At 62.1% G+C, this 19,595-nt stretch carries 24 protein-coding genes; 13 read left to right on the forward strand and 11 right to left on the reverse strand.

Going from position 1 to position 19,595, the window contains the following annotated elements; translation table 11 throughout:
- Positions 1–6: 6 nt before the first annotated feature.
- Positions 7–270, reverse strand: a complete 264-nt coding sequence (locus tag KUL93_RS02130; protein WP_217125478.1) for an acyl carrier protein — start codon at positions 268–270, stop codon at positions 7–9.
- A 74-nt stretch (positions 271–344) separates the two neighbouring features.
- Between KUL93_RS02130 and KUL93_RS02135 the strand changes: the two genes are divergently transcribed.
- The 7 genes from KUL93_RS02135 to KUL93_RS02165 all read left to right on the forward strand — a co-directional run bounded on the left by KUL93_RS02135 (position 345) and on the right by KUL93_RS02165 (position 7,556).
- Complete coding sequence (locus KUL93_RS02135; protein WP_217125479.1) at positions 345–1,967, forward strand: AMP-binding protein; 1,623 nt, start codon at positions 345–347, stop codon at positions 1,965–1,967.
- A 24-nt stretch (positions 1,968–1,991) separates the two neighbouring features.
- Positions 1,992–3,239, forward strand: coding sequence for a pyridoxal-dependent decarboxylase, exosortase A system-associated (locus KUL93_RS02140; RefSeq protein ID WP_217125480.1), 1,248 nt, complete (start codon positions 1,992–1,994; stop codon positions 3,237–3,239).
- A gap of 10 nt (positions 3,240–3,249) precedes the next feature.
- Positions 3,250–4,026, forward strand: coding sequence for a TerC family protein (locus tag KUL93_RS02145; protein WP_217125481.1), 777 nt, complete (start codon positions 3,250–3,252; stop codon positions 4,024–4,026).
- A 131-nt stretch (positions 4,027–4,157) separates the two neighbouring features.
- Entirely contained in the window at positions 4,158–5,414 is a 1,257-nt protein-coding gene (gene glyA / locus KUL93_RS02150) for a serine hydroxymethyltransferase (RefSeq protein ID WP_119335276.1), read from the forward strand.
- 16 nt (positions 5,415–5,430) lie between these two features.
- Positions 5,431–5,982 carry a transcriptional regulator NrdR gene (nrdR, locus tag KUL93_RS02155; RefSeq protein WP_217125482.1) on the forward strand — a complete coding sequence of 184 codons (552 nt, stop codon included), beginning with the start codon at positions 5,431–5,433 and terminating at the stop codon, positions 5,980–5,982.
- A 13-nt stretch (positions 5,983–5,995) separates the two neighbouring features.
- On the forward strand, positions 5,996–7,177 hold the full coding sequence (gene ribD, locus KUL93_RS02160; protein WP_346731616.1) for a bifunctional diaminohydroxyphosphoribosylaminopyrimidine deaminase/5-amino-6-(5-phosphoribosylamino)uracil reductase RibD: 1,182 nt from the start codon (positions 5,996–5,998) through the stop codon (positions 7,175–7,177).
- Positions 7,143–7,556 carry a sirohydrochlorin chelatase gene (locus tag KUL93_RS02165; protein WP_217125483.1) on the forward strand — a complete coding sequence of 138 codons (414 nt, stop codon included), beginning with the start codon at positions 7,143–7,145 and terminating at the stop codon, positions 7,554–7,556. The genes ribD and KUL93_RS02165 overlap by 35 nt, the downstream gene beginning before the upstream one ends.
- 33 nt (positions 7,557–7,589) lie before the next feature.
- On the opposite strand, the gene KUL93_RS02170 is transcribed toward KUL93_RS02165, so the two are convergent.
- The 5 genes from KUL93_RS02170 to gpmA are packed head-to-tail and all read right to left on the reverse strand — an operon-like array spanning position 7,590 to position 12,375.
- Positions 7,590–8,411: a HesA/MoeB/ThiF family protein gene (locus KUL93_RS02170; RefSeq protein ID WP_217125484.1), complete on the reverse strand. Its 822-nt coding sequence runs from the start codon at positions 8,409–8,411 to the stop codon at positions 7,590–7,592.
- Positions 8,368–8,814, reverse strand: a complete 447-nt coding sequence (locus KUL93_RS02175; RefSeq protein ID WP_217125485.1) for a hypothetical protein — start codon at positions 8,812–8,814, stop codon at positions 8,368–8,370. The genes KUL93_RS02170 and KUL93_RS02175 overlap by 44 nt, the downstream gene beginning before the upstream one ends.
- A gap of 43 nt (positions 8,815–8,857) precedes the next feature.
- Positions 8,858–10,315, reverse strand: coding sequence for a S41 family peptidase (locus KUL93_RS02180; protein ID WP_346731620.1), 1,458 nt, complete (start codon positions 10,313–10,315; stop codon positions 8,858–8,860).
- Positions 10,316–10,324: 9 nt separating this feature from the next.
- A complete protein-coding gene (locus KUL93_RS11645) occupies positions 10,325–11,620 on the reverse strand; it encodes a murein hydrolase activator EnvC family protein (protein ID WP_217125487.1) in 1,296 nt (431 codons plus the stop codon).
- An 8-nt stretch (positions 11,621–11,628) separates the two neighbouring features.
- The gene (gene gpmA / locus KUL93_RS02190; RefSeq protein ID WP_217125488.1) at positions 11,629–12,375 is read right to left on the reverse strand and encodes a 2,3-diphosphoglycerate-dependent phosphoglycerate mutase; all 747 of its coding nucleotides are present in this window, start codon (positions 12,373–12,375) and stop codon (positions 11,629–11,631) included.
- 115 nt (positions 12,376–12,490) lie between these two features.
- On the opposite strand from gpmA, the gene KUL93_RS02195 reads away from it, so the two are divergent.
- The 6 genes from KUL93_RS02195 to KUL93_RS02220 are packed head-to-tail and all read left to right on the forward strand — an operon-like array spanning position 12,491 to position 15,588.
- Entirely contained in the window at positions 12,491–12,805 is a 315-nt protein-coding gene (locus KUL93_RS02195) for an ArsR/SmtB family transcription factor (RefSeq protein ID WP_217125489.1), read from the forward strand.
- Between the two features lie 21 nt (positions 12,806–12,826).
- Entirely contained in the window at positions 12,827–13,264 is a 438-nt protein-coding gene (locus tag KUL93_RS02200) for a rhodanese-like domain-containing protein (RefSeq protein WP_217125490.1), read from the forward strand.
- On the forward strand, positions 13,261–13,527 hold the full coding sequence (grxC, locus tag KUL93_RS02205) for a glutaredoxin 3 (protein WP_217125491.1): 267 nt from the start codon (positions 13,261–13,263) through the stop codon (positions 13,525–13,527). Before KUL93_RS02200 ends, grxC begins: the two co-directional genes overlap by 4 nt.
- Positions 13,528–13,573: 46 nt before the next feature.
- Entirely contained in the window at positions 13,574–14,062 is a 489-nt protein-coding gene (secB, locus tag KUL93_RS02210) for a protein-export chaperone SecB (RefSeq protein ID WP_217125492.1), read from the forward strand.
- Positions 14,063–14,080: 18 nt separating this feature from the next.
- Positions 14,081–14,578, forward strand: a complete 498-nt coding sequence (locus tag KUL93_RS02215) for an SH3 domain-containing protein (protein ID WP_217125493.1) — start codon at positions 14,081–14,083, stop codon at positions 14,576–14,578.
- Positions 14,579–14,583: 5 nt separating this feature from the next.
- Positions 14,584–15,588: an NAD(P)H-dependent glycerol-3-phosphate dehydrogenase gene (locus KUL93_RS02220; RefSeq protein WP_217125494.1), complete on the forward strand. Its 1,005-nt coding sequence runs from the start codon at positions 14,584–14,586 to the stop codon at positions 15,586–15,588.
- 8 nt (positions 15,589–15,596) lie between these two features.
- Here the strand turns inward: KUL93_RS02220 and KUL93_RS02225 are convergent, their stop codons facing one another.
- From KUL93_RS02225 to KUL93_RS02245, 5 genes are all read right to left on the reverse strand, one after another.
- Positions 15,597–16,061, reverse strand: a complete 465-nt coding sequence (locus tag KUL93_RS02225) for a tRNA (cytidine(34)-2'-O)-methyltransferase (RefSeq protein WP_217125495.1) — start codon at positions 16,059–16,061, stop codon at positions 15,597–15,599.
- A complete protein-coding gene (locus KUL93_RS02230; RefSeq protein ID WP_217125496.1) occupies positions 16,062–16,589 on the reverse strand; it encodes a PqiC family protein in 528 nt (175 codons plus the stop codon).
- A 107-nt stretch (positions 16,590–16,696) separates the two neighbouring features.
- Positions 16,697–18,367, reverse strand: a complete 1,671-nt coding sequence (locus KUL93_RS02235) for a PqiB family protein (protein WP_217125497.1) — start codon at positions 18,365–18,367, stop codon at positions 16,697–16,699.
- Positions 18,354–18,989 (reverse strand): paraquat-inducible protein A, encoded by a 636-nt coding sequence (locus tag KUL93_RS02240; RefSeq protein ID WP_217125498.1) that lies wholly within the window; start codon positions 18,987–18,989, stop codon positions 18,354–18,356. The genes KUL93_RS02235 and KUL93_RS02240 overlap by 14 nt, the downstream gene beginning before the upstream one ends.
- The gene (locus KUL93_RS02245; protein ID WP_217125499.1) at positions 18,971–19,585 is read right to left on the reverse strand and encodes a paraquat-inducible protein A; all 615 of its coding nucleotides are present in this window, start codon (positions 19,583–19,585) and stop codon (positions 18,971–18,973) included. The genes KUL93_RS02240 and KUL93_RS02245 overlap by 19 nt, the downstream gene beginning before the upstream one ends.
- Positions 19,586–19,595: the final 10 nt, after the last annotated feature.

Consider the following 19,595-nt stretch of genomic DNA (forward strand, 5'->3'; position numbering starts at 1 on the left):
GGCCGATCAGTTCAAAGCATCGCCACGCAGTTCCCGCACCCAATCCGCCAGTGCTTTCGCCGATGCGAAGCGGTCGCTCGTGACCGTCTCGTCTTCGATGGTCACGCCATACTGCGCTTCGATCGCATGGAGCAAATCCAATACCGCCATCGAATCGAGCTCCGGCAACGCGCCCAACAGCGGGGAATCGGGGGTCAATTGCGCCCGTCGCTGGGGAGAGAGCTCCAGCACCGTCGCAACCAGATCGAGCATTTCCGTTTCCAGAGCCAAGATAGACTCCTGCGCGTCCGTGAAGTGAGCGATTATACGCAAGAGTTGTGCAGCGCACCAAGAAAACGAAGCCAATGATCATCACCCTTGCCGCACTCGTGACGCACCAAGCGCAGCGTACACCGGAACAACAGGCGCTCATCGAGACGCGCGCCGGCGCGCGCCGCCTTACCTACTCGCAGCTCGACGCGCACGTCACCGCAACCGCCCAAGCGTGGCAGGCGCACCTCCATCCGGGGCAGCGTGTGCTGATCTGGCTCGACAAACGCGTTGAAACGATCATCGCGCTCCTGGCGGCAAACCGCCTGGGCGCGCTCTTCATCGTCGCCAACCCTGCGCTCAAGCCAGAACAGATCGCTTACCTCGTGCACGACGCACGCCCCTCGTTGATCGTCACCAGCACCGCCCGCGCCGACGCCTTGCGCGCCCACTTGGACGCAGCGAACGCCTGGCGCCCCCACACGCCCCCGTCGCCCCTTGCCGAATTGGCCGCGCCGCACGAACGCGATTCCCTTTTGTTGCTCACGCACGCCAACCCCGCATCGAATTCCGTTCGCGAGGACGCGAATCGGATCACCGAAAACGACCCCGCGGCGATCTTCTACACCTCGGGCAGCACCGGTTTCCCCAAGGGTGTGGTCGTTTCCCACCGCAACCTGCTTGCTGGCGCCCAAACCGTCGCCCACTACCTGGGCCTCACCACTACCGATCGGATCCTCGCGCTCTTGCCGCTCTCCTTCGATGCGGGCTTTTCCCAACTCACGACTGCTTGGACCGTTGGCGCGACGGTCGTGCTCCACGACTATTTTCTGCCCCGCGATGCGCTGGCGGTCGTCGGCGAACACCAGATCTCGGTATTGACCGCCGTACCCCCCCTGTGGCGGCAACTGCTCAACCTTTCCTGGCCCACAACCTTCGCCGAACATTTCCGTTTGGGCGCGAGTACCGGCGGAAAGATGCCGCCGCGCTGGGTGGCTGAGTGGTACGACCGTTGCCCAAAGAGCCCATTCTTCGTGATGTACGGGCTCACGGAAGCGTTCCGCGCCACCTACCTGCCGCCGTCCGAATGGCCGAAACGGCCGGAATCGATCGGCATCCCCGTTCCCAACAACGACGTAATCGTCGTTCGCGAAGATGGAACACGGGCCCCCCCCGGCGAAATCGGTGAAATCGTGCAGCGCGGCCCACTCGTTTCCCTGGGCTATTGGAACGATCCGGTCAAGACCCAAGCGCGCTTTCGGACGCTTCCACCCGCGTTGCGACCGGCCAATGGCGCATTGCCGCTGCCCGAAATCGCTGTCTTTTCCGGCGATTACGGCTATTGCGACGATGACGGCTTTCTCTACTTCGTCGGTCGCCGCGACGGTCAGATCAAAACCAGCGGCTACCGCGTGAGCCCAGAAGAGATCGAAAGTGTGCTCCTTGCGCACCCCGCGGTGGTCGAATGTTGTGCGTGCGGGCTCGACGATCCCCTCCTGGGCCAGAAAATCGCGGTTGCGGTCGTCGTCTCCCTAAACAACGTCACCGCCGCCGACCTAACCGCTCACTGCCGTCGCCATTTGGCCACCTACCAGGTCCCGGCGCTGATCGATCTGGTAACCGAACCGTTACCGCGCAACCCGAATGGCAAAATCGACCGTCATGCGGTTCGACAAGCGCTGCAATCTCGCTTCTGCACCGAGGTGCCTGCCAACTGAGCCGAGCAGAAACGGAGTTCCATCGTGACCGAACCCAGCCACCATCCCTCGCTTTTCTGGACCGCTCAGCCCGACGGTACCCTCTTGATCGGCGAGACCCCTCTACCGTTGGTTGCCGCGCGCGTGGGCGCCGCCTCGTTCTACGCCTACGATGCCGAACGGCTCCGAAAGCGCATCGCCGAATGCCGAGACGCCTTTGGCCCTCAGATCCACCTCCATTACGCAGTGAAAGCCAACCCGTTTCCTCCACTCGTTGCCGCGATGGCTGCCTGGGTCGATGGCTTCGACGTCGCATCGGAAAACGAAATGGCGCTTGCGCTCGACGTCGGAATGCCCCCAGGACGGATCGCGTTTGCAAGCCCTGGGAAACGTCCGGCGGCAATCCATCGTGCCATCGCCGCCGGCGTCACGGTCACGATCGAATCGCCCGATCAGCTCACTACTGTCCTTGCCGCCGCGGAGCAGCTCGGCGTCACCCCTGCCGTGGCGCTTCGGATCAACCCAGACTTCACGATGACCCGTGCGGGGATGAAAATGGGTGGTGGCGCACAACCATTCGGTGTCGACCGCGAAGCCGCCCCAGCGCTGATCGCCCGCATTCGAGCAAGTGGTGCACACTGGACAGGACTCCACCTCTTCGCCGGTTCACAACTCCTTGATACCGAACGGTTGATTGCCGCGCACCAAAACAGTTACGAAACTCTGGCTAGGTTGTGTGATGAAGCAGGCGCGGCACCGAAATGGTTCAACCTGGGGGGCGGTCTGGGCATTCCCTATTTCGCCGGAGAATCTCCGATCGATCGCGCCGCTGTTGGCGCGGCGCTGCACCGCCTGGCGCAAATCCACCGGCAGCGCTTCCCCACCACCCAACTCATCCTCGAGCTGGGGCGCTATCTCGTCGGCGAAGCGGGGGTGTTCGTCACCCAAATCCTCGAACGGAAAACCTCGCGCGGCGAGACCTTCCTCGTTTGCGACGCTGGGCTCAACGCGCACCTTGCCGCAACGGGTAACTTCGGACAGGTGCTCAAGAAAAACTACCCGGTTGCGATCGGTAACCGGATGAACGCCCCAGCAACGGAAAAGGTGACGATCGTCGGGCCCCTGTGCACGCCGCTCGACCGGTTGGCCAGCAACGTCCTCCTGCCCCGCGCCGAACCGGGGGACTGGGTCGTGGTCTTTCAGTCGGGCGCTTATGGTGCCACCGCAAGCCCGCAGCGCTTCCTGAGCCATCCCCCCGTGAGCGAAACTCTCGTCTGGCCAGTTACTGCGTGAAAGGATCCCCATGGCACTCGTTGAGCTATCCGACCTGATCTTTGCTTTCCTGACCCTGACGGCGCTTGAGATCATCCTTGGCATCGACAATGTGATTTTTCTTGCCATCCTGGTAAACCGCCTGCCCAAAGCGCAGCAAACCAAAGGCAGAATCCTGGGACTTTCCCTGGCGATGCTCACTCGCATCGCTCTTCTCTTTTCGCTGACCTGGATGATGCGCCTGACAACACCACTCTTTTCTCTCTTTTCCTGGTCATTCTCCGGGCGCGATCTCATTCTCCTTGGTGGGGGGCTCTTTCTGATCGCCAAGAGCGTCTCGGAAATTCATGAGAGTCTGGAAGGGTCCGGGGATCGTGCCGCGCAATCGCCCAAACCCAAAGCGTTCCTCGCCGTCCTGATCCAGATCGCATTGATCGACATTATCTTTTCGCTCGACTCAGTGATCACCGCAGTGGGGTTGGTGCAAAACCTGCCGGTGATGATCGCGGCGATCGTCGTCGCCGTGCTGGTGATGATGGTTGCCGCCGCGCCGATCGCCGCATTTATCGACCACCACCCCACGGTCAAAATGCTCGCACTCAGTTTCCTGGTGGTGATCGGGGTAGTGCTCATCTCCGAAGCGTTTGGCGTCCACGTGCCGAAGGGTTATCTCTACTTTGCGATGGCCTTCTCGTTTGTCGTCGAAATGCTCAACATCCGGTTGCGCAAACGGATGAATGGCAACGCTGTCGCTTTGCACACCCCGCACATGCCCACAAACGCCCCCCAGAACGAACGCAAAGAGTAACCCTTTTCCCGTTCGCTCCCGATTTCAGGAACGGCTTTTTGCGGATTGCGCTGCCAACCAGGTGATCGCCTGCACGCAGCGCCTCTTCCGTCATGTAAAATAGCGCCTTTGCGGCACCCAAAGGAATCACGATGTTCCGTCAATCCGATACTCTCGAAACCGTCGACCCGGAAATCTGGTCGCTCATCCAGGCCGAAAACCGTCGCCAAGAAGAACACATCGAACTCATCGCGTCGGAAAATTACGCCAGCCCAGCAGTGATGGCGGCGCAAGGAAGCCAGCTGACCAACAAATATGCTGAAGGCTACCCGGGCCGTCGCTACTACGGGGGTTGCGAATTCGTCGACGGCGTCGAGCAACTCGCGATCGACCGCCTGAAAGCACTCTTCGGCGCAGAAGCGGCAAACGTGCAACCCAACTCCGGTTCGCAAGCCAACCAAGCGGTGCTGATGGCGTTTGCGAAACCGGGCGACACGATCATGGGGATGAGCCTGGCCGAAGGGGGGCACCTCACCCATGGCATGCCGCTCAACCTCTCGGGCAAATGGTTCCACGTCGTCTCTTACGGGCTCAACGACCGTGAAGAGATCGACTACGACGCCGTCGAGCGGCTCGCGCACGAACACCGGCCGCGCATCATCGTCGCGGGGGCCTCCGCCTATGCGCTCAAAATCGATTGGGCGCGTTTTGCCGCGATCGCAAGGGCCGTCGGTGCGATCTTCTGGGTAGATATGGCGCATTACGCTGGCTTGATCGCCGCCGGGGTCTACCCCAACCCCGTGCCGCACGCCGACGTCGTCACGTCGACCACCCACAAGACGCTGCGCGGCCCACGGGGTGGGGTGATCCTCATGAAGGCGGAGCACGAAAAAGCGATCAACAGCGCTGTCTTCCCCGGGCTGCAAGGCGGGCCGCTGATGCACGTGATCGCCGCGAAAGCGGTCGCGTTCAAAGAAGCGATGACGCCCGAATTCCAACGCTACCAAGAACAGGTGGTGCAAAACGCTCAGGCGATGGCCGCCGTGCTCCAAGCGCGCGGGCTTCGAATCGTCTCCGGCCGAACCGAATCCCACCTGTTCCTGGTCGATCTGCGCGCCAAGGGGATCACGGGGAAAGCCGCCGAAGCCGCTTTGGGCCAAGCCCATATCACGGTGAACAAAAACGCGATTCCGAACGATCCGGAAAAACCGATGGTCACCTCGGGCATTCGCATCGGTACTCCTGCGATCACCACCCGCGGTTTCGGAGAAGCCGAAGCGGTCAAAACCGCGCACCTTATCGCCGACGTGCTCGAGGCACCGGAAGACGCCACGGTGATCGAGCGGGTCAAGGGCGAAGTCGCTGAGCTCTGTCGGCGCTTCCCAGTCTACGAATGGAGCCGCGTCTGATCGCGGTTGCGGCGCGATGCGTTGCCCCTTCTGCAGTGCGCCTGACACCCAAGTCCTGGAGACGCGTGACAGTGCCGACGGCGCGGTGATCCGCCGCCGCCGTCGCTGTGCCGCGTGCGGGCGGCGTTTCACCACCTTCGAGCGCGCCGAGATCAAACTGCCCGCAGTGATCAAACGCAACGGCGCGCGCGAACCCTATCAACGCGAAAAACTGCGCGCCAGTTTCGAGCTGGCGCTGCGCAAACGTCCCGTCTCGAACGACGCGATCGACGCAGCGATCGACGCGATCGAAGCGAAGCTCCTCGCAAGTGGCGCCAGCGAAATTGCCTCCGACCAGCTCGGTGAATGGGCGATGGACGCGCTCAAATCGCTCGACAAGATCGGTTATGTCCGTTTCGCTTCCGTCTACCGCAACTTCGAAGACGTCGACGCGTTCGCGCAATTCCTCCGCAACGTCAAACCGCGACGGCGAAAAAAAGGGGCGAAAGAGACGCACCCCCCGCTTTCCGAGCCTGGGGACCTCTTTGCCCCTACGCCCACAGAGGCCGACCCAGACGCCGCGTTCTAGGATCCGTCGCCCCGTGAATGATCAATTCCTCGCCCACGTGACAGCTACGGTTTCGCCTCAAGACGCATCCCCTTTTGCCCAGTGGATGCGGCGTGCGCTTCGCCTGGCGCGCCGGGGGATGAACACGACAACCCCCAATCCGCGCGTCGGCTGTGTGCTCGTTGCCCCCGATGGCACCCTTGTCGGCGAAGGGTGGCACGAACGCGCAGGGGGTCCCCATGCCGAAATTGGCGCGCTGCATCAAGCAGGTAACCGCGCACGCGGCGCAACCGCTGTCGTGACACTTGAACCGTGCGCCCACCACGGCAAGACGCCGCCGTGTGCCGACGCGTTGATCGCCGCTGGCGTCACCCGCGTCGTCTATGGCATGCGCGACCCAAATCCCCTCGTTGCCGGCAAAGGGTTGGCGAAACTTGCCGCTGCCGGAATCGAAGTGGTGGGTCCGGTGCTCGAGGCAGAGTGCCGCGCACTCAACCCCGGTTTCATTCGGCGCATGACGGCGCACCGCCCCGCTTTTTTCCTCAAAACCGCGGCAACGCTCGATGGCCGCATCGCGCTGGCTAACGGCATGAGTCGCTGGATCACGGGCGAAGCGGCGCGCCGTGACGTTCACCGCTGGCGCGCCCGCTGTTGCGCCGTCCTCACCGGTATCGGAACCGTGCTCGCCGACGATCCGCTACTCACGGTCCGTCACCGCCCGACACGCCGGCGACCGATCCGGATCGTTCTCGACAGCCGCTTGCGCATACCCGAAAGCGCACAGCTTCTCTGCGACCATGAAGCGCCCACTTGGGTAATCACCTCAGACACCGCGGATTCGGAGAAAATCGCCCGCTTGACGCAGATGGGATGTACCGTCCATTGCCTGCCCACGACCGTGGACGGAAGGATCGATCTCCACGCTCTGGCGCGGTGGCTAGCCGAACAGTCGCTCAACGAAGTCTTGGTCGAAGCCGGCGCCACCCTTGCCAGCGCGTTCCTGAAAAACAGCCTCGTCGACCGCTGGCTCCACTACCTTGCCCCGAAAGCGTTTGGCGGCGACGCCTATCCCCTTTTTCCGGCATGGGAACTCACTGCGGTGGCAGCCGCCCCCAAATGGCGTATTGACCGCGTGCGCCGTTTGGGCGACGATCTCTCTCTCGAATTGGTGGAGCCCGGCAGTGACTGCGACGAACCACACCGCGCCGCACCCTGAACCCACGCCGCGCCGCGCCCTCGTGCTCTTTGCGCATGGCGCACGCAACCCCGAGTGGGCGGAACCGCTTCGGTACGCCCAGAGCGTCCTCTCTGAGCGGCTACCGGATCACACGGTAACCGTGGCGTTCCTGGAGTTCCTCTCCCCGACGTTGACCGAAGCCGTTATGGAACTCGCCCCTACCCATAGCGAAATCGTGATCGTTCCCTGGTTCGTTGCCGAAGGGGGGCATCTACAGCGCGACCTACCCCAGCTGGTCAACAATTTGGCTACACGCTACCCGGCGGTCCAATTCTCTTGTTTTCCGCCAATTGGCACCCTCGAACCGGTGATCCGGGCGATCGCAGACGCCGTCGTTGCAACGCTTGCGGCATCCTGATCGACGCAGCGCTTTGAGCGCTTCGCGCAGGAATCATTCGACGCGATTTGGGCGGTCGCGGCAAACCGGGCAAGCCGGATCGCGGGGCACACGGATAGTGCGCCACTCCAACCCCAGGCCATCGAAAAGCCACAATTTCCCCCACGACGGTTCGCCGCATCCCACGATCACTTTCAGCGCCTCGTGGGCTTGCAGTGCGCCAACGACTCCTACCAATGGCGCAAAGACACCCATCGTGGCGCAGCGCACTTCGGTCACGTTTTCCCCTTCCGGGAAAAGACAGTGGTAGCACGGTGAAGCCGATGCGCGTACGTCAAAGACCGCAAGCTGCGCGTCGAACCGAATCGCGGCACCGCTCACGAGCGGCTTGCAATGGCGTACACAGGCACGATTGATCGCATGGCGCGTTGCGAAATTGTCGGTGCAATCCAGCACGACATCGCTTGCGGCTACCAGTGCGTCGAGGTCGTGCTGCGCCAGCCGATGGGGAACCGCGGTCACGGTGACGTCTGGGTTCGCCAGCCGCAACGCGTCGGCAGCCGCATCGGCTTTGGGGCGGCCGATATCGGACTCCGTATAGAGGATCTGCCGCTGCAAATTGGTGGCGTCGACCGTATCGCCATCGGCAACAGTCAGCACACCAACGCCCGCCCGGGCCAAATAGAGCGCTGCGGGACAACCCAAGCCGCCAGCCCCCACCACCAAGACACGCGCGGATCGGATCCGCGTCTGGCCTTCGATATCGATCTCCGGCAAGAGAATGTGGCGGCTGTAGCGCAGCAGCGCTGCATCGTCGAGAAGATCGGTTGCGTCAGTGGTAGTGGCGCAACTCTTCTGGGGCGGGATCGTGGTCACCGTGGGGATGCTCCTGGTACTCTTGAACGAAGGCGGTCTGTGCCTGCTTCAGCAGCCGCTCCGGTTGTTCGAGATGCTCGCGCTGGACCGCTTCGCAGTAATGGTACCAAGCGCGCTGGACGCGCGCCGCAAGGGTGTCGTCCAGTGTAAAACCGGCCGCGATGAGCGCCTCTTCCAGCTCGACCAGCAAGTGGTCACGCACCGAATATTCGACGACGAGTGTATCGGGGGGCTCGATCTGTACCTTGAGTTTCTTGCGTTCGGCCAACTGGAACGCCGCTTGTTCCAGTGTCTGGCCTGCTTTGAGTTGCACCCGCAACGCGCGGCGCTTTTCGATTCCCGAACATGGCACCTCCGGTGCTTTGACCCGTCCAGCCAAACGATAGGGCGTTTCCCGCTTCATCGCACCACCTCCTTTCACCGCCCGCTTCGGGTCATTTCGGCGTTCACGGTTTTTGCGCGACTGTCTGCGCCGTTGCGGCTTTTGCCTCTTTCGCCCAATCCGGCAACGCTCCCTGGCGCAACCAGTATAGTGCAGCTTGGAATTGCCGGTCCTGCTCACTGCCGTATTCGATCGGTTTCGTCGGCCCCTCATCGTTCGATTGTGTGTCGGCATCCGCCCCTTCGCCCCCACCGGCGTTGCCGTTTGGTTGGGTGGATGCGGCAGGACGACGAATCTGTCCTTTCGCGTCGAGCTCGATGTGCCCTTGCAGATCGGCTTCGCGCAACGCTTTACGCTTGCCGTTTTCCCGTTCGGGGACGACGAAATCGGGTTCGATACCTTCCGCCTGGATCGACCGGCCGCTGGGGGTATAGTACAGCGCGGTGGTGAGCTTCAGCGCAGTGCCATCGTTGAGCGGTAAAATCGTCTGCACCGACCCTTTGCCGAAACTCTTTTCGCCCAAGAGCTTGGCACGGCCGTGATCTTGCAGTGCGCCCGCTACGATTTCCGACGCCGACGCCGATCCCGCATTGATGAGCACCACCATGGGGACCGTGCGGAACATCTCTGGCCAATTGGCGAGATAGTCGCGTTGTTCGTCGCTTCCGCGCAGGTAGTCCTCTGCACGCGCATGGTATGCCCGCTGCGTATCCGGCAGTCGCCCCTTCGTCTTGACCACGAGCGCCTCTTCCGGCAAGAAAGCCGCCGAAACACCGATCGCTGCATGGAGCAATCCCCCCGGGTCATTGCGCAGGTCGAGAATGATCCCTTTGATTTCCCCGTTACGCGCTTGACGCTTGAGTTGCTCAGCGAGCATCGGTCCAGTGGTTTCTTGGAAATTGGTGATGCGCACGTACACGACGTCACCCTCTGCCACCCGCTTCACCTTGACGCTGCGTACTTTGATCACTTCGCGCGTGATCTTCACCGCAAACGGTTTGTCGTTTCCTTTGCGCAGCACTGTGAGCGTGATCGCCGTGCCTGGCTCGCCGCGCATCCGCTTCACCGCGTCGCGCAACGTCATACCTTTTACCGGAGTGTCGTCGAGCTTGATGATAAGATCGCCCGCCTGCAAGCCCGCGCGCGCCGCCGGCGTCTCTTCGATGGGCGAAACCACTTTGACGAACCCATCCTCCATCGTCACCTCGATGCCCAAGCCGCCGAACTCGCCTTGCGTGCCCACCTGCAGCTCACGATACTCTTCGGCATCGAGAAACGCCGAGTGGGGATCGAGGCTTGCGACCATCCCGCGGATCGCCTCGACCACCAATTTCTTGTCGTCCGGCTCTTCGACGTAGGCTTTATTGACCACGTCGAGCACGTCGGCAAACGTGCGCAGCTCTTGCAACGGCAGCGCGTTCGTCTCCGTGCGGCCTGCCCAACCCGTCACCGTCAGGGTCAGCAACACCCCGACGAACATGCCACTCACAGACCAAGCCATTCGGCGCCAACGTGTCGTCATCATCTCTTCCTACCGTTTGAGCCAGGGGCGGGGGTCGACCGGTTTCCCGCCCTTGCGCAGTTCAAAGTATAACCCGCTCAGCGCAAATTGTTCCGTGCGCCCCACACGACCAATCGTTGCTCCCTTGCGCACCGTTTCGCCCACCGCAACGAGCGGTGCGTCGAGATTGGCGTAAATCGTGAGGAGTCCCTCTCCGTGGTCGAGGATGACGAGTTGTCCATAGCCGCGAAGCCAATCGGCAAAGGCCACGACCCCATCGGCGATCGCGTGCACGGAAGCCCCCTCAGGCGCAGACCAGAAAAGCCCCTGCCAAGTTCCCCCTTCAGCCCGTCTTTCGCCGAAACGAGCGGTCAATTGCCCTTGCGCCACGGGTGACGGCAACGCCCCGCGTGGGGCGAGCATCGCGCGCGCTGGGGTGCGATCGCTTTCGGGGATCTTGCCAGTGGTCGCTTCTTCCTGCTGCCTTGGCGCTTCTTGCTGCCGCCGACGCGCCTCTTCTTGCGCGCGGCGCTTTGCTTCGGCTTCGAGCCGCTTCACGAGTTGCGACAACGCGCGCGCGTCTGCTTCGAGCGCTTTGCGCCGTTCCTCGACGTTCGCCAACGTTTCCGCCAACGCTTCGTGCAAGACTTTCCGCTTTTCCGCCAATTGCTCCCAACGCGCGCGCTCTTTGGCCAGTTCCGCTTGTTGTGCACTGAGCGCCGCCTGTTTCTGCGCCAACGCCTGCGCCATTTTCGCGGCATGCGCCCGTTGCGCTTCGGCTTGCGCGATCCAACCCTGAACCTGCGCCGCCGCCTGTTCGCGAACGCCCTCGGCGACGACCGAAATCACCTGCGGGCCCCCGCCCAAAACGGGATCGAGCGGCAGCGTCAGCGACAGCGCTTCGGCGAGATGGGCCAAACGCTGCCGGCTTTCCTGCGCCCGTGCGTGCGCCGCCTCCCACGCTTGTTTGGCCGCGACTACCTGTTGCTCGAGTCTTTGCGCTTCCGCTTCCAGCCGTGCCAGCCGCCGGGCCAGAATGACCGCAGAAGTTTCGGCTATTTGCAATCGCCGCTCGATCTCTGCCCGGCGCTCGGCAACACCTTTCGCTTTCTGTTCGAGCGCGCGCAACTCTGCACGCAGCGCGTCCAGTTGTGATTTGGCTTCCTGGGCGTTGGTGGGGCTGGCGTCGCCACCCTGGGCGTTGGTGGGGCTGGCGTCGCCACCCTGGGCGCTCGTTGTGCCTGCGCCCCACACCGCGAAAAACAAAAGGGCAGCCGCCCAAAAGGCGCCGCCCTGCTTTTCGACTTTCTGGCGCGGGTTGCGCACCGTTGCCCTTACTTCGCCCGCCCCTGCGCGGCCACTGCCGCTTGCTGGGCGCGAATCGTCTCTTCGTCGGCCAAATAGTAGTGTTTGATCGGCCGGCAGTTAGCGTCCAACTCATACACGAGCGGTTGCGCCGTGGGAATGTTGAGCCCGACGATCGCTTCGTCCGAGACGTCGTCAAGGTATTTGATCAGCGCACGCAGGCTATTGCCGTGCGCCGCGATCAAGATCCGCTCGCCCGCCAGGATGCGCGGCACGATCACCGTCTCCCAATAGGGCACGAAACGCGCGACGGTATCCTTCAAACACTCTGTGCGCGGAAATTCGCTTTTCGGCAGATCCCAGTAACGCGGATCGTCCGCATTCAAACGCGGGTCGTCCTCGGCAAGCGGCGGTGGTGGGACATCGTACGAACGCCGCCACACCAATACTTGCTCATCGCCATATTCCGCTGCGGTTTCGGCTTTGTTCAACCCCTGTAACGCGCCGTAATGGCGTTCGTTGAGCCGCCAAGACGACTCAACGGGAATCCACAATTGATCGAGCGTTTCTAAAACGATGTGCAGCGTTTTGATCGCGCGCTTCAGCCGTGAGGTAAAAGCTCTGTCGAACGCAAACCCGTGCGCTTTGAGCAGTTCGCCAGCCGCGCGCGCCTCTTCGACCCCTTTTTCGGTCAGATCGACATCGGTCCAACCGGTAAACCGGTTTTCGCGGTTCCACACCGATTCACCATGGCGCAGAAGAACGATCTTATACATCAGCATCCTCTGATATGATTATCAAAAAATTGGCAAGGAACGTTCCATGCCCCCCAAAAGCAACGAAACATTTTATACTAGCGGCTTCACAAAGCGTTCGCGAGACCCGTGGGAAATGTTGAGTCAATCGATCGTCGAGCTCGCTGGGAAAGACGAACAGATTGAAAGGGCGGCGCAGGCGTTGAAGTCGATCGCCCATCCCCTCCGTTTGAAGATTCTGTGCGTGATCGGAGAGGACGAAGCGTGCGTGCAAGAAATCGTCGACGCGGTGGGAACGTCACAGAGTAACGTCTCACAACATCTGGCGATCATGCGCGACAAAGGCATCCTTGCTACGCGCAAAGAGGCCAACCGTGTCTATTACCGCGTTGCCGATCCCCGGACCCTTCAGCTCGTCGTCATGATGCGCGAGCTCTTTTGTCACCGCTGAACGGCAACCCAAGGAGCCAGCATGACTGTTACCGATTATCTGTTGCACCAATGGCAGTGGAGCCTTCTGGCGCTCGTGAGCGGCAGTTGGTGGGTCGTCGAGACCATCCGTGCGCTGACCGACCGTTCGCGTCTCACGCCGCTTCAAGCCACCCTGATGATCAACCAAGAAGGCGCGGTCGCGGTCGATGTCCGCAGCGACTCCGAATACCAGAGCGACCATCTTCCGGGCGCGATTTTCGTGCCTTTGGAACGCATCCCGAACGACCCGGCGCTGCAGAAGGTCAAAAACCGCCCCCTGATCCTCTACTGCGAAAGCGGCGCCCGTTCCGCGGTAGCATTGAAAAAACTGCGTCGAGCGGGTTTCGAAAAAGTCTATCATCTGGTCGGTGGCTTGGTCGAGTGGCGCAAGGCCAACCTGCCGCTCGTCACCAGCAAAACGGAGAAGAAGCGCAAATGACGACCCCCACCATTCGCATGTACGCCACCCAATATTGTCCTTATTGCGTCCGTGCCGAGCAGTTGTTGCGCCGCAAAGGCGTCACCGAGATCGAAAAGATTTTGATCGATGACGATCTTTCGCGGCGCGCCGAGATGGAACGGATCACCGGGCGGCGAACGGTGCCGCAGATCTTCATCGGCGACACCCATGTCGGCGGCTGTGATGACCTCTACGCGCTGGAACGGGAAGGAAAACTCGATACCCTTTTGGGGTTGAAGTGACGCCGTCCCCAAACTCGAATCGTTTCTTGGTAAAGGAAGCCCTACGATGAGCGAAACCCACTCTGCCCTTAGCGGCAACGACCCAAGTCAGGCGCCAATGTTCACCATCGAAAAACTCTACGTCAAGGACCTCTCCGTCGAGGTCCCGCGCGCGCCCGACTGTTTCTTAGAAACGCAAGCGCCCAATATCCAAGTCGAAATGGGCACAGCCGCGCGCAAACTCGACGCGGCTCATTACGAAGTGGCGCTCACCCTCTCGGTCAAGGCCTCTGTCGAAGAGCGCGCGATTTTCCTCATCGAGCTCACCTATGGCGGTGTCTTTCAGGTGCGCAACGTCCCAGAAAGCGATGTCGAACCGCTGCTCTTCGTAGCTTGTCCCAGCATCCTCTACCCTTATGCGCGGGAAGTGATTTCGGATGCTTCGACACGCGCCGGTTTTCAGCCGGTGCTTCTTGCGCCGGTCAATTTCGAAGCGCTCTACCTCCAACAAAAGCAACAAGCGCAGCAAGCGCCCTCCACCACTACCCCTCAGTAACGAAAAGGAGTCTGCGCCATGCTCCGCCAGCCCTTTCTGCGACGGTCGCAAGACGCTGTGCTCAGCGGGCGCTTTTCCCACTGCCTGGCGCTCCTCCTCGCTACCTGTTCGTTCCTCTCCAGTGCCTACGCTGCCGATTACCGCAGTGTCCGCGACCCGGTACCGGCGAGAACAGTGCCCGAAGAGCAGGCACCCATTGCGTTCTACTACGGCCCAGGCACCCCGGTCGAACTCATCCAAGTCCGCAACGGCTGGGCCCAAGTGCGCGACAAAGATGGGGGCGGTCTCTTTTGGATTCCGGCCGATGCGCTCACGACGCAGCGCACGGTGATCACCCGCCACGGCGAAACCGAAGTTCGTTCTGCACCGGACCAAAGCGCGGCCCTTTTGAGCGTGCTGCCGGCAAATGCCGTATTGCGCCTGGACACCACACAGCACACACCCCCCGGATGGGTCGCGGTAGAAACGGCGCAAGGAACGGGGTACGTGGCCAAAACCGACGTTTGGGGCTGGTAAACGCGATGCGCCTTACGGTTCTGGGGGCCGGTGCCTGGGGCACGGCACTGGCGATCGCATGGGGACGACACCACTCGGTCACCCTCTGGTGTCGGTCACGCGCGTTGGCGCAGGCCATGCAAACCCAGCGCACCAACGAACGCTACCTCGCAGGCCCTGTGCTTCCCCCCAGCGTGCGTGTCACGGACGAGTGCGCTGCCGCAATCAGCGACGCGGAATTGGTGGTGATCGCCACCCCACTTGCCGGGCTAGCCCAAGCAGTGACCACCCTTGCCCAGACCGCACCGCACACCCCCTTCCTTTGGGCGTGCAAAGGAATTTTGCCCGAGACGCAAGAATTGCCGCACGAAATTGCGGAACGCGTCTGGAGTGAGACTACCTCGTGTGCGATGCCCAACCACGGCGTGCTCACAGGGCCGAGTTTTGCGTTGGAAGTGGCGCAAGGACTTCCCACCGCAGTTGTTTTGGCCTCACGCGATGCCCAATGGGCCAAAGCGATCATCGATCGGCTCCACCAGCCCCGCTTTCGCCTCTACGCGCACCACGACGTCACCGGTGCCGAAGTGGGTGGCGCGATCAAAAACGTCATCGCGATTGCCGCAGGGGTCGCCGAAGGGTTGGGGTTTGGGCTCAACACGCGCGCCGCGCTCATCACGCGGGGGCTTGCCGAAATGGGGCGGCTTGCCGAAGCCCTTGGCGCCGAGCGGGAAACGTTGATGGGCCTTGCCGGCATGGGCGACCTGATTTTGACCTGCACCGGAGGGCTTTCCCGCAACCGACGGTTGGGGCTGTTACTCGCTAGCGGGGAGTCGCTTTCTGATGCGCTAGCGGCGCTCGGGCACGTCGCAGAAGGGGTACCCACCACGCAAGCGTGTGTGCAACTCGCGAATACGCTTGGCATCGAAATGCCCATTGCGCAGGCGGTGCATGAAGTGCTCTTTACCCCGGGCAGTTCCGCAGAAGCGGTGGTTGAAAAACTCCTGGCACGCGATCCAAAATTCGAGTTCTGAACTTCCTGTCACGCCCCGCCGACAAACCCGTGCTGCCGCCACGCCTCATAGAGCACCAACGCGACGGTGTTTGCCAAATTGAGGCTGCGCTGTCCCGGACGCATCGGCACGCGCAACCGGTGGGCTGAAGGGAATTCCGCATGGATCGCTGGCGAAACGCCCCGCGATTCCGCGCCAAAGACCAGGACATCTTCGGGCGCAAACGCCACCTGATCGTACCGGGTTTCGCCTTGGGTGGTCAGCAAAAACCAGCGCCCTACCGTAAGAGCGGCGCGACACGCTGACCAATCGGCGTGGACGCGCATCGTCGCCCATTCGTGGTAATCCAAGCCGGCGCGGCGCAACTGTTTGTCGGACAATGTAAAACCCAACGGCCGCACTAGGTGGAGCTGCGCGCCGGTATTGGCGCACAGCCGAATGATATTGCCCGTGTTTTGCGGGATTTCGGGCTCGACGAGCACGATGTGAAACACTTATCGCCCCTCTGGTTCCAGCACACAGACGGAGAGGACTTCGTCGAGTAACGACTGCAACGCCTGTGCGATACCTTCGGGCGTTGCTTCGGCCTCGGTATGGAAAGCAAACGGCCGCTTCCATACGGTTTGGTTGCCCGCATGCAGCGAACAAGAGCCGTGCGCCAACGCGCCCCCCTTCAGATCGGCTTCGTAACGATCGAAAACAAATTGTAGCCGCATATCGGCTCGATTGGCCAGCGCCGACAGGTCGGAAACGAATACGTACGCCGGGTAGCGCACGGCAAGTCGCGTTCGAAGCGCCTCCTGAACTTCCTCGCCAAACGGCAAAGACCACTGATAGCGGTCATCGATCGTGTATCGCACCGCATCGGCACGAACGGTCAAAGCACGTCGATCGAGCGCCTGCGGCACCGATACGGCAATCCGGACCACCCGAACGCGCTCGGGCACTGCTTCTGCCGTCGTCACGGGGCTCGTAACACCGCTGGCCGGCTGGAGCGTAAACAGGTCGGTCGTTGGCGGCACCGTGCCACACCCCCCCAGAAACCCGGCAACGACCAACGCCCCTATTGAGCGCGCAATGCGCGAATATGACGACCCCCAATGCAACACGCTTTCTTCCTTTCTGCTTTTCACCGTGCCTTGCCGCGAATCAGCGACTCAGGATGGCGCGCAAGCGCTTCCGCGAGCAGTTCGACTGCTCGGGCTGCGCGCTGCGTCGATTGCAGCACTGCCTGGAGCTGTGCGCGGGGCACACCTTGTTCCCCCCAATCTTCCGCGAGCGAGGCAGTCAGATTTTCCAAGGTCGCTAGCGTTTCCCGCACTTGGGCCAAAGTGGACATCACCTCTTGGGGCGCGCGTTCCAATCCGGCCAACAATCGATCGGTCCGCTGCAGTACCGAACGCAACTGCCGCGGTGCCGAGCGGGGATCTTGGGCGTCGAGAAGCGCGCGCAACCCGTGCGCCGCATCGCGTAGCTCGGTGACCAGTTCTTTCCATGGGGCATCACGCAAGTCGGTTGCCAACTGGGTCACGGTTCGCGCCACCTCGTCGAACGCCGCGGGCAATGCCGGGAACGTGGGGTATCCCCCTTCCCAGACCAGCTCAGCCGGGGCTGCGCGGGGGACGAACACCAAGTCGATCATCTTCTGCCCGGTGAGCAGACTCATCGGTTTGGGCTGCGCCCGCAACCCTTCCTTGACCCATGCAGCAAAAATCGCTTGGACGCGCGCTTCCTCTTTCGGCAAATCGAGGCGCTCCGGCCAGACCTCGATCCAAACCTCCGGGCTCACCCGTTCCGTGCGTTCGTCGAAACGCGGCAAGACTCCCAACACCTGTCCCACTTCGAAACCCGAGAAGAAGACTGGCGTCCTGGGATAGAGTCCGCTCACCCCCTCAGGGAGCCGCAAACGAAAGATCAAGCGGAACTCGGGTGCAGGGTTTTCCGCCTCTTGCATGTTGGCGTAGAGCGGAAAAAGATGCCCTTCTTGCGCCTGCGCCGCGTCACCCCACGGTGGTCGCCAGTCGAACGCAATGCCACCGTGCAAGAGCGCCAAACCCGAAGCCACCTCGGCAACGATTCCGCGGCCGCCGATTTCGACGCGCGCCGCCTGCTGCACCCAGAATCGACTGCCCACGCGCACCTGTTCGTCGTACGGCGCGCGCACGAATACCGAAACACGCAACGTTCCTTCCGGATCCAGTGCCGCACCGACCACTTCCCCAACGGCCAAACCGCGAAAGTAGAGGGGCGTTCCCACCTCGAGCGGCGCGACGGTGCGCGACGTCAAAACGAAACGTTTCCCGCCACCCTCTGCGGACACCAACGGCGGTTCGTTCAGCCCTTGATAGTGGGATTGCCGCGCACCGTTTTTCCCCGGATCGAACGTTATGTACGCTCCCGACAGCAAGGTCTCCAGCCCGGTAACCGCACGCGCCGTCACACGCGGTTTCACCACCCAGAAGCGGGCATCCGCTCGCAGGTGTCTCGCCACGTCACGGTTGATCGATAGCGTCACGACCACTTGATCGAGCGCTGGATCGAGCGTCACTGCGGTCACCCGACCCACTTCCACCTCTTTGTAGCGAACGCGCGTCTTACCCGCTTCGATCCCGGCAGCGGTTGGAAAACGAACGGAAACCGTCACTCCCGCGTCACGCCACGCCTGATACCCCACCCAAAACGCGATCACCAACGCCGTGATCGGCAACAACCAAATCGCCCAGCGCGCGAACCCGGCACCACTCGGCGTCGCAGGCTGAGCTTCCGGCAATTGGGTCAAAAGATTCTCATGTTCCGTCAAAATCGGACTCCCACCACAACCACCGGGGTCGAAAACGCTCGGTGGCAACCATCGTGAGCACCACCACCGCGGCAAAAGCAAGCGTTCCGGCACCCGGTGTAATCGCCGCAATCTCGCCGAACTGCACCCATGCAGCCAAGAGCGCAACGACGAAGACATCGACCATCGACCATCGCCCCAACCAGGCGATCCACCTCAACCACCGCACCGCGACCGGTTGCCAACGTCGGCGGCGCGTGCCACTCACCCAGAGCACGAACCCCAGGACCACCATCTTCGCGAACGGGATCAAGACACTGGCCACCAGCACGATCGTGGCCAGCCCCCACGAACCGACCACATAAAGGTGGATCACGCCACCAATGAGCGTACTCGGTTCCGAACGTCCCAAATTGGCGACCGTCATCACCGGTAACAGGTTCGCCGGAAAGTAGAACGCAAACGCCGCAAGGAGCAGCGCCCAAACCACGCGTCGTTCTTGCGCGGTCTCTTCAACGCGCGGCAACGTGGCCCCACAGACCGCGCAGCGGCAGCGGTCACGGGTGACCCGGCGGTTGATCGCGCCGCAATGGTCACAGCGCGCCCACCCCAACATCGTAGCGGTCACGAAACGCGGTGGCATGCCAGCCACTCTGCACGGTAGCGATCCCAATCGAAAAGCGCGTGGATCACGGCCAACGAAACGGTGAAACCAACGAACGCCCACAGGCTGAGCCCCGGAAGCAGACGCGCCATATCCCCAAGTTTCACCACCGCGACGACCACGCCCAATAGAAAGACATCGAGCATCGCCCAGTGGCGGTGCCAGTGGGCATACCGCAACAACAGACGAATTCCGGGAACCGTTCGACGGCGCCACAAGGGAACCAAAAGCCATGTGTAGGTCAGCAACAACGCAAGCGGCGCAAAGACCGTCGTCACTGAAACGATCGCGGCCAAACCCGTTTCATGCCCCCGCGCAAGCGCCGCAGCCAACGTCCATAACGTCACCTCGGTAACCTGCCCGAAAAGCTCGAGCTGCGCAAGCGGCTGCACGCCGCTCGCAAACCACAGCACCCACGCAGTGACCACCCACGGCAGCAACGCGCGAAACGGCACGCCGCTGCGCCAAACAACTGCGCCACAACGCGGACAATAGGCACGCTTACCCCGCAGCGGCTTGGGCAACCGCGTCACCAGATCACATTCCGGACAGACCACCACGTCAGCGCGCGGCATCGCACCGGTT

Origin of the sequence: Hydrogenophilus thiooxidans (assembly GCF_019049855.1) — a bacterium.
GTDB lineage: Bacteria > Pseudomonadota > Gammaproteobacteria > Burkholderiales > Rhodocyclaceae > Hydrogenophilus > Hydrogenophilus thiooxidans.

What these genes read in the sequence shown, in the direction of transcription:
- KUL93_RS02135 (WP_217125479.1), top strand. Translation starts at nt 345, where the DNA reads ATGATCATCACCCTTGCCGCACTCGTGACGCACCAAGCGCAGCGTACA.
- KUL93_RS02145 (WP_217125481.1), top strand. Translation starts at nt 3,250, where the DNA reads ATGGCACTCGTTGAGCTATCCGACCTGATCTTTGCTTTCCTGACCCTG.
- glyA (WP_119335276.1), top strand. Translation starts at nt 4,158, where the DNA reads ATGTTCCGTCAATCCGATACTCTCGAAACCGTCGACCCGGAAATCTGG.
- nrdR (WP_217125482.1), top strand. Translation starts at nt 5,431, where the DNA reads ATGCGTTGCCCCTTCTGCAGTGCGCCTGACACCCAAGTCCTGGAGACG.
- KUL93_RS02175 (WP_217125485.1), bottom strand. Translation starts at nt 8,814, where the DNA reads ATGAAGCGGGAAACGCCCTATCGTTTGGCTGGACGGGTCAAAGCACCG.
- KUL93_RS02180 (WP_346731620.1), bottom strand. Translation starts at nt 10,315, where the DNA reads ATGACGACACGTTGGCGCCGAATGGCTTGGTCTGTGAGTGGCATGTTC.
- gpmA (WP_217125488.1), bottom strand. Translation starts at nt 12,375, where the DNA reads ATGTATAAGATCGTTCTTCTGCGCCATGGTGAATCGGTGTGGAACCGC.
- KUL93_RS02195 (WP_217125489.1), top strand. Translation starts at nt 12,491, where the DNA reads ATGTTGAGTCAATCGATCGTCGAGCTCGCTGGGAAAGACGAACAGATT.
- KUL93_RS02200 (WP_217125490.1), top strand. Translation starts at nt 12,827, where the DNA reads ATGACTGTTACCGATTATCTGTTGCACCAATGGCAGTGGAGCCTTCTG.
- grxC (WP_217125491.1), top strand. Translation starts at nt 13,261, where the DNA reads ATGACGACCCCCACCATTCGCATGTACGCCACCCAATATTGTCCTTAT.
- secB (WP_217125492.1), top strand. Translation starts at nt 13,574, where the DNA reads ATGAGCGAAACCCACTCTGCCCTTAGCGGCAACGACCCAAGTCAGGCG.
- KUL93_RS02215 (WP_217125493.1), top strand. Translation starts at nt 14,081, where the DNA reads ATGCTCCGCCAGCCCTTTCTGCGACGGTCGCAAGACGCTGTGCTCAGC.
- KUL93_RS02220 (WP_217125494.1), top strand. Translation starts at nt 14,584, where the DNA reads ATGCGCCTTACGGTTCTGGGGGCCGGTGCCTGGGGCACGGCACTGGCG.
- KUL93_RS02240 (WP_217125498.1), bottom strand. Translation starts at nt 18,989, where the DNA reads ATGCCACCGCGTTTCGTGACCGCTACGATGTTGGGGTGGGCGCGCTGT.
- KUL93_RS02245 (WP_217125499.1), bottom strand. Translation starts at nt 19,585, where the DNA reads ATGCCGCGCGCTGACGTGGTGGTCTGTCCGGAATGTGATCTGGTGACG.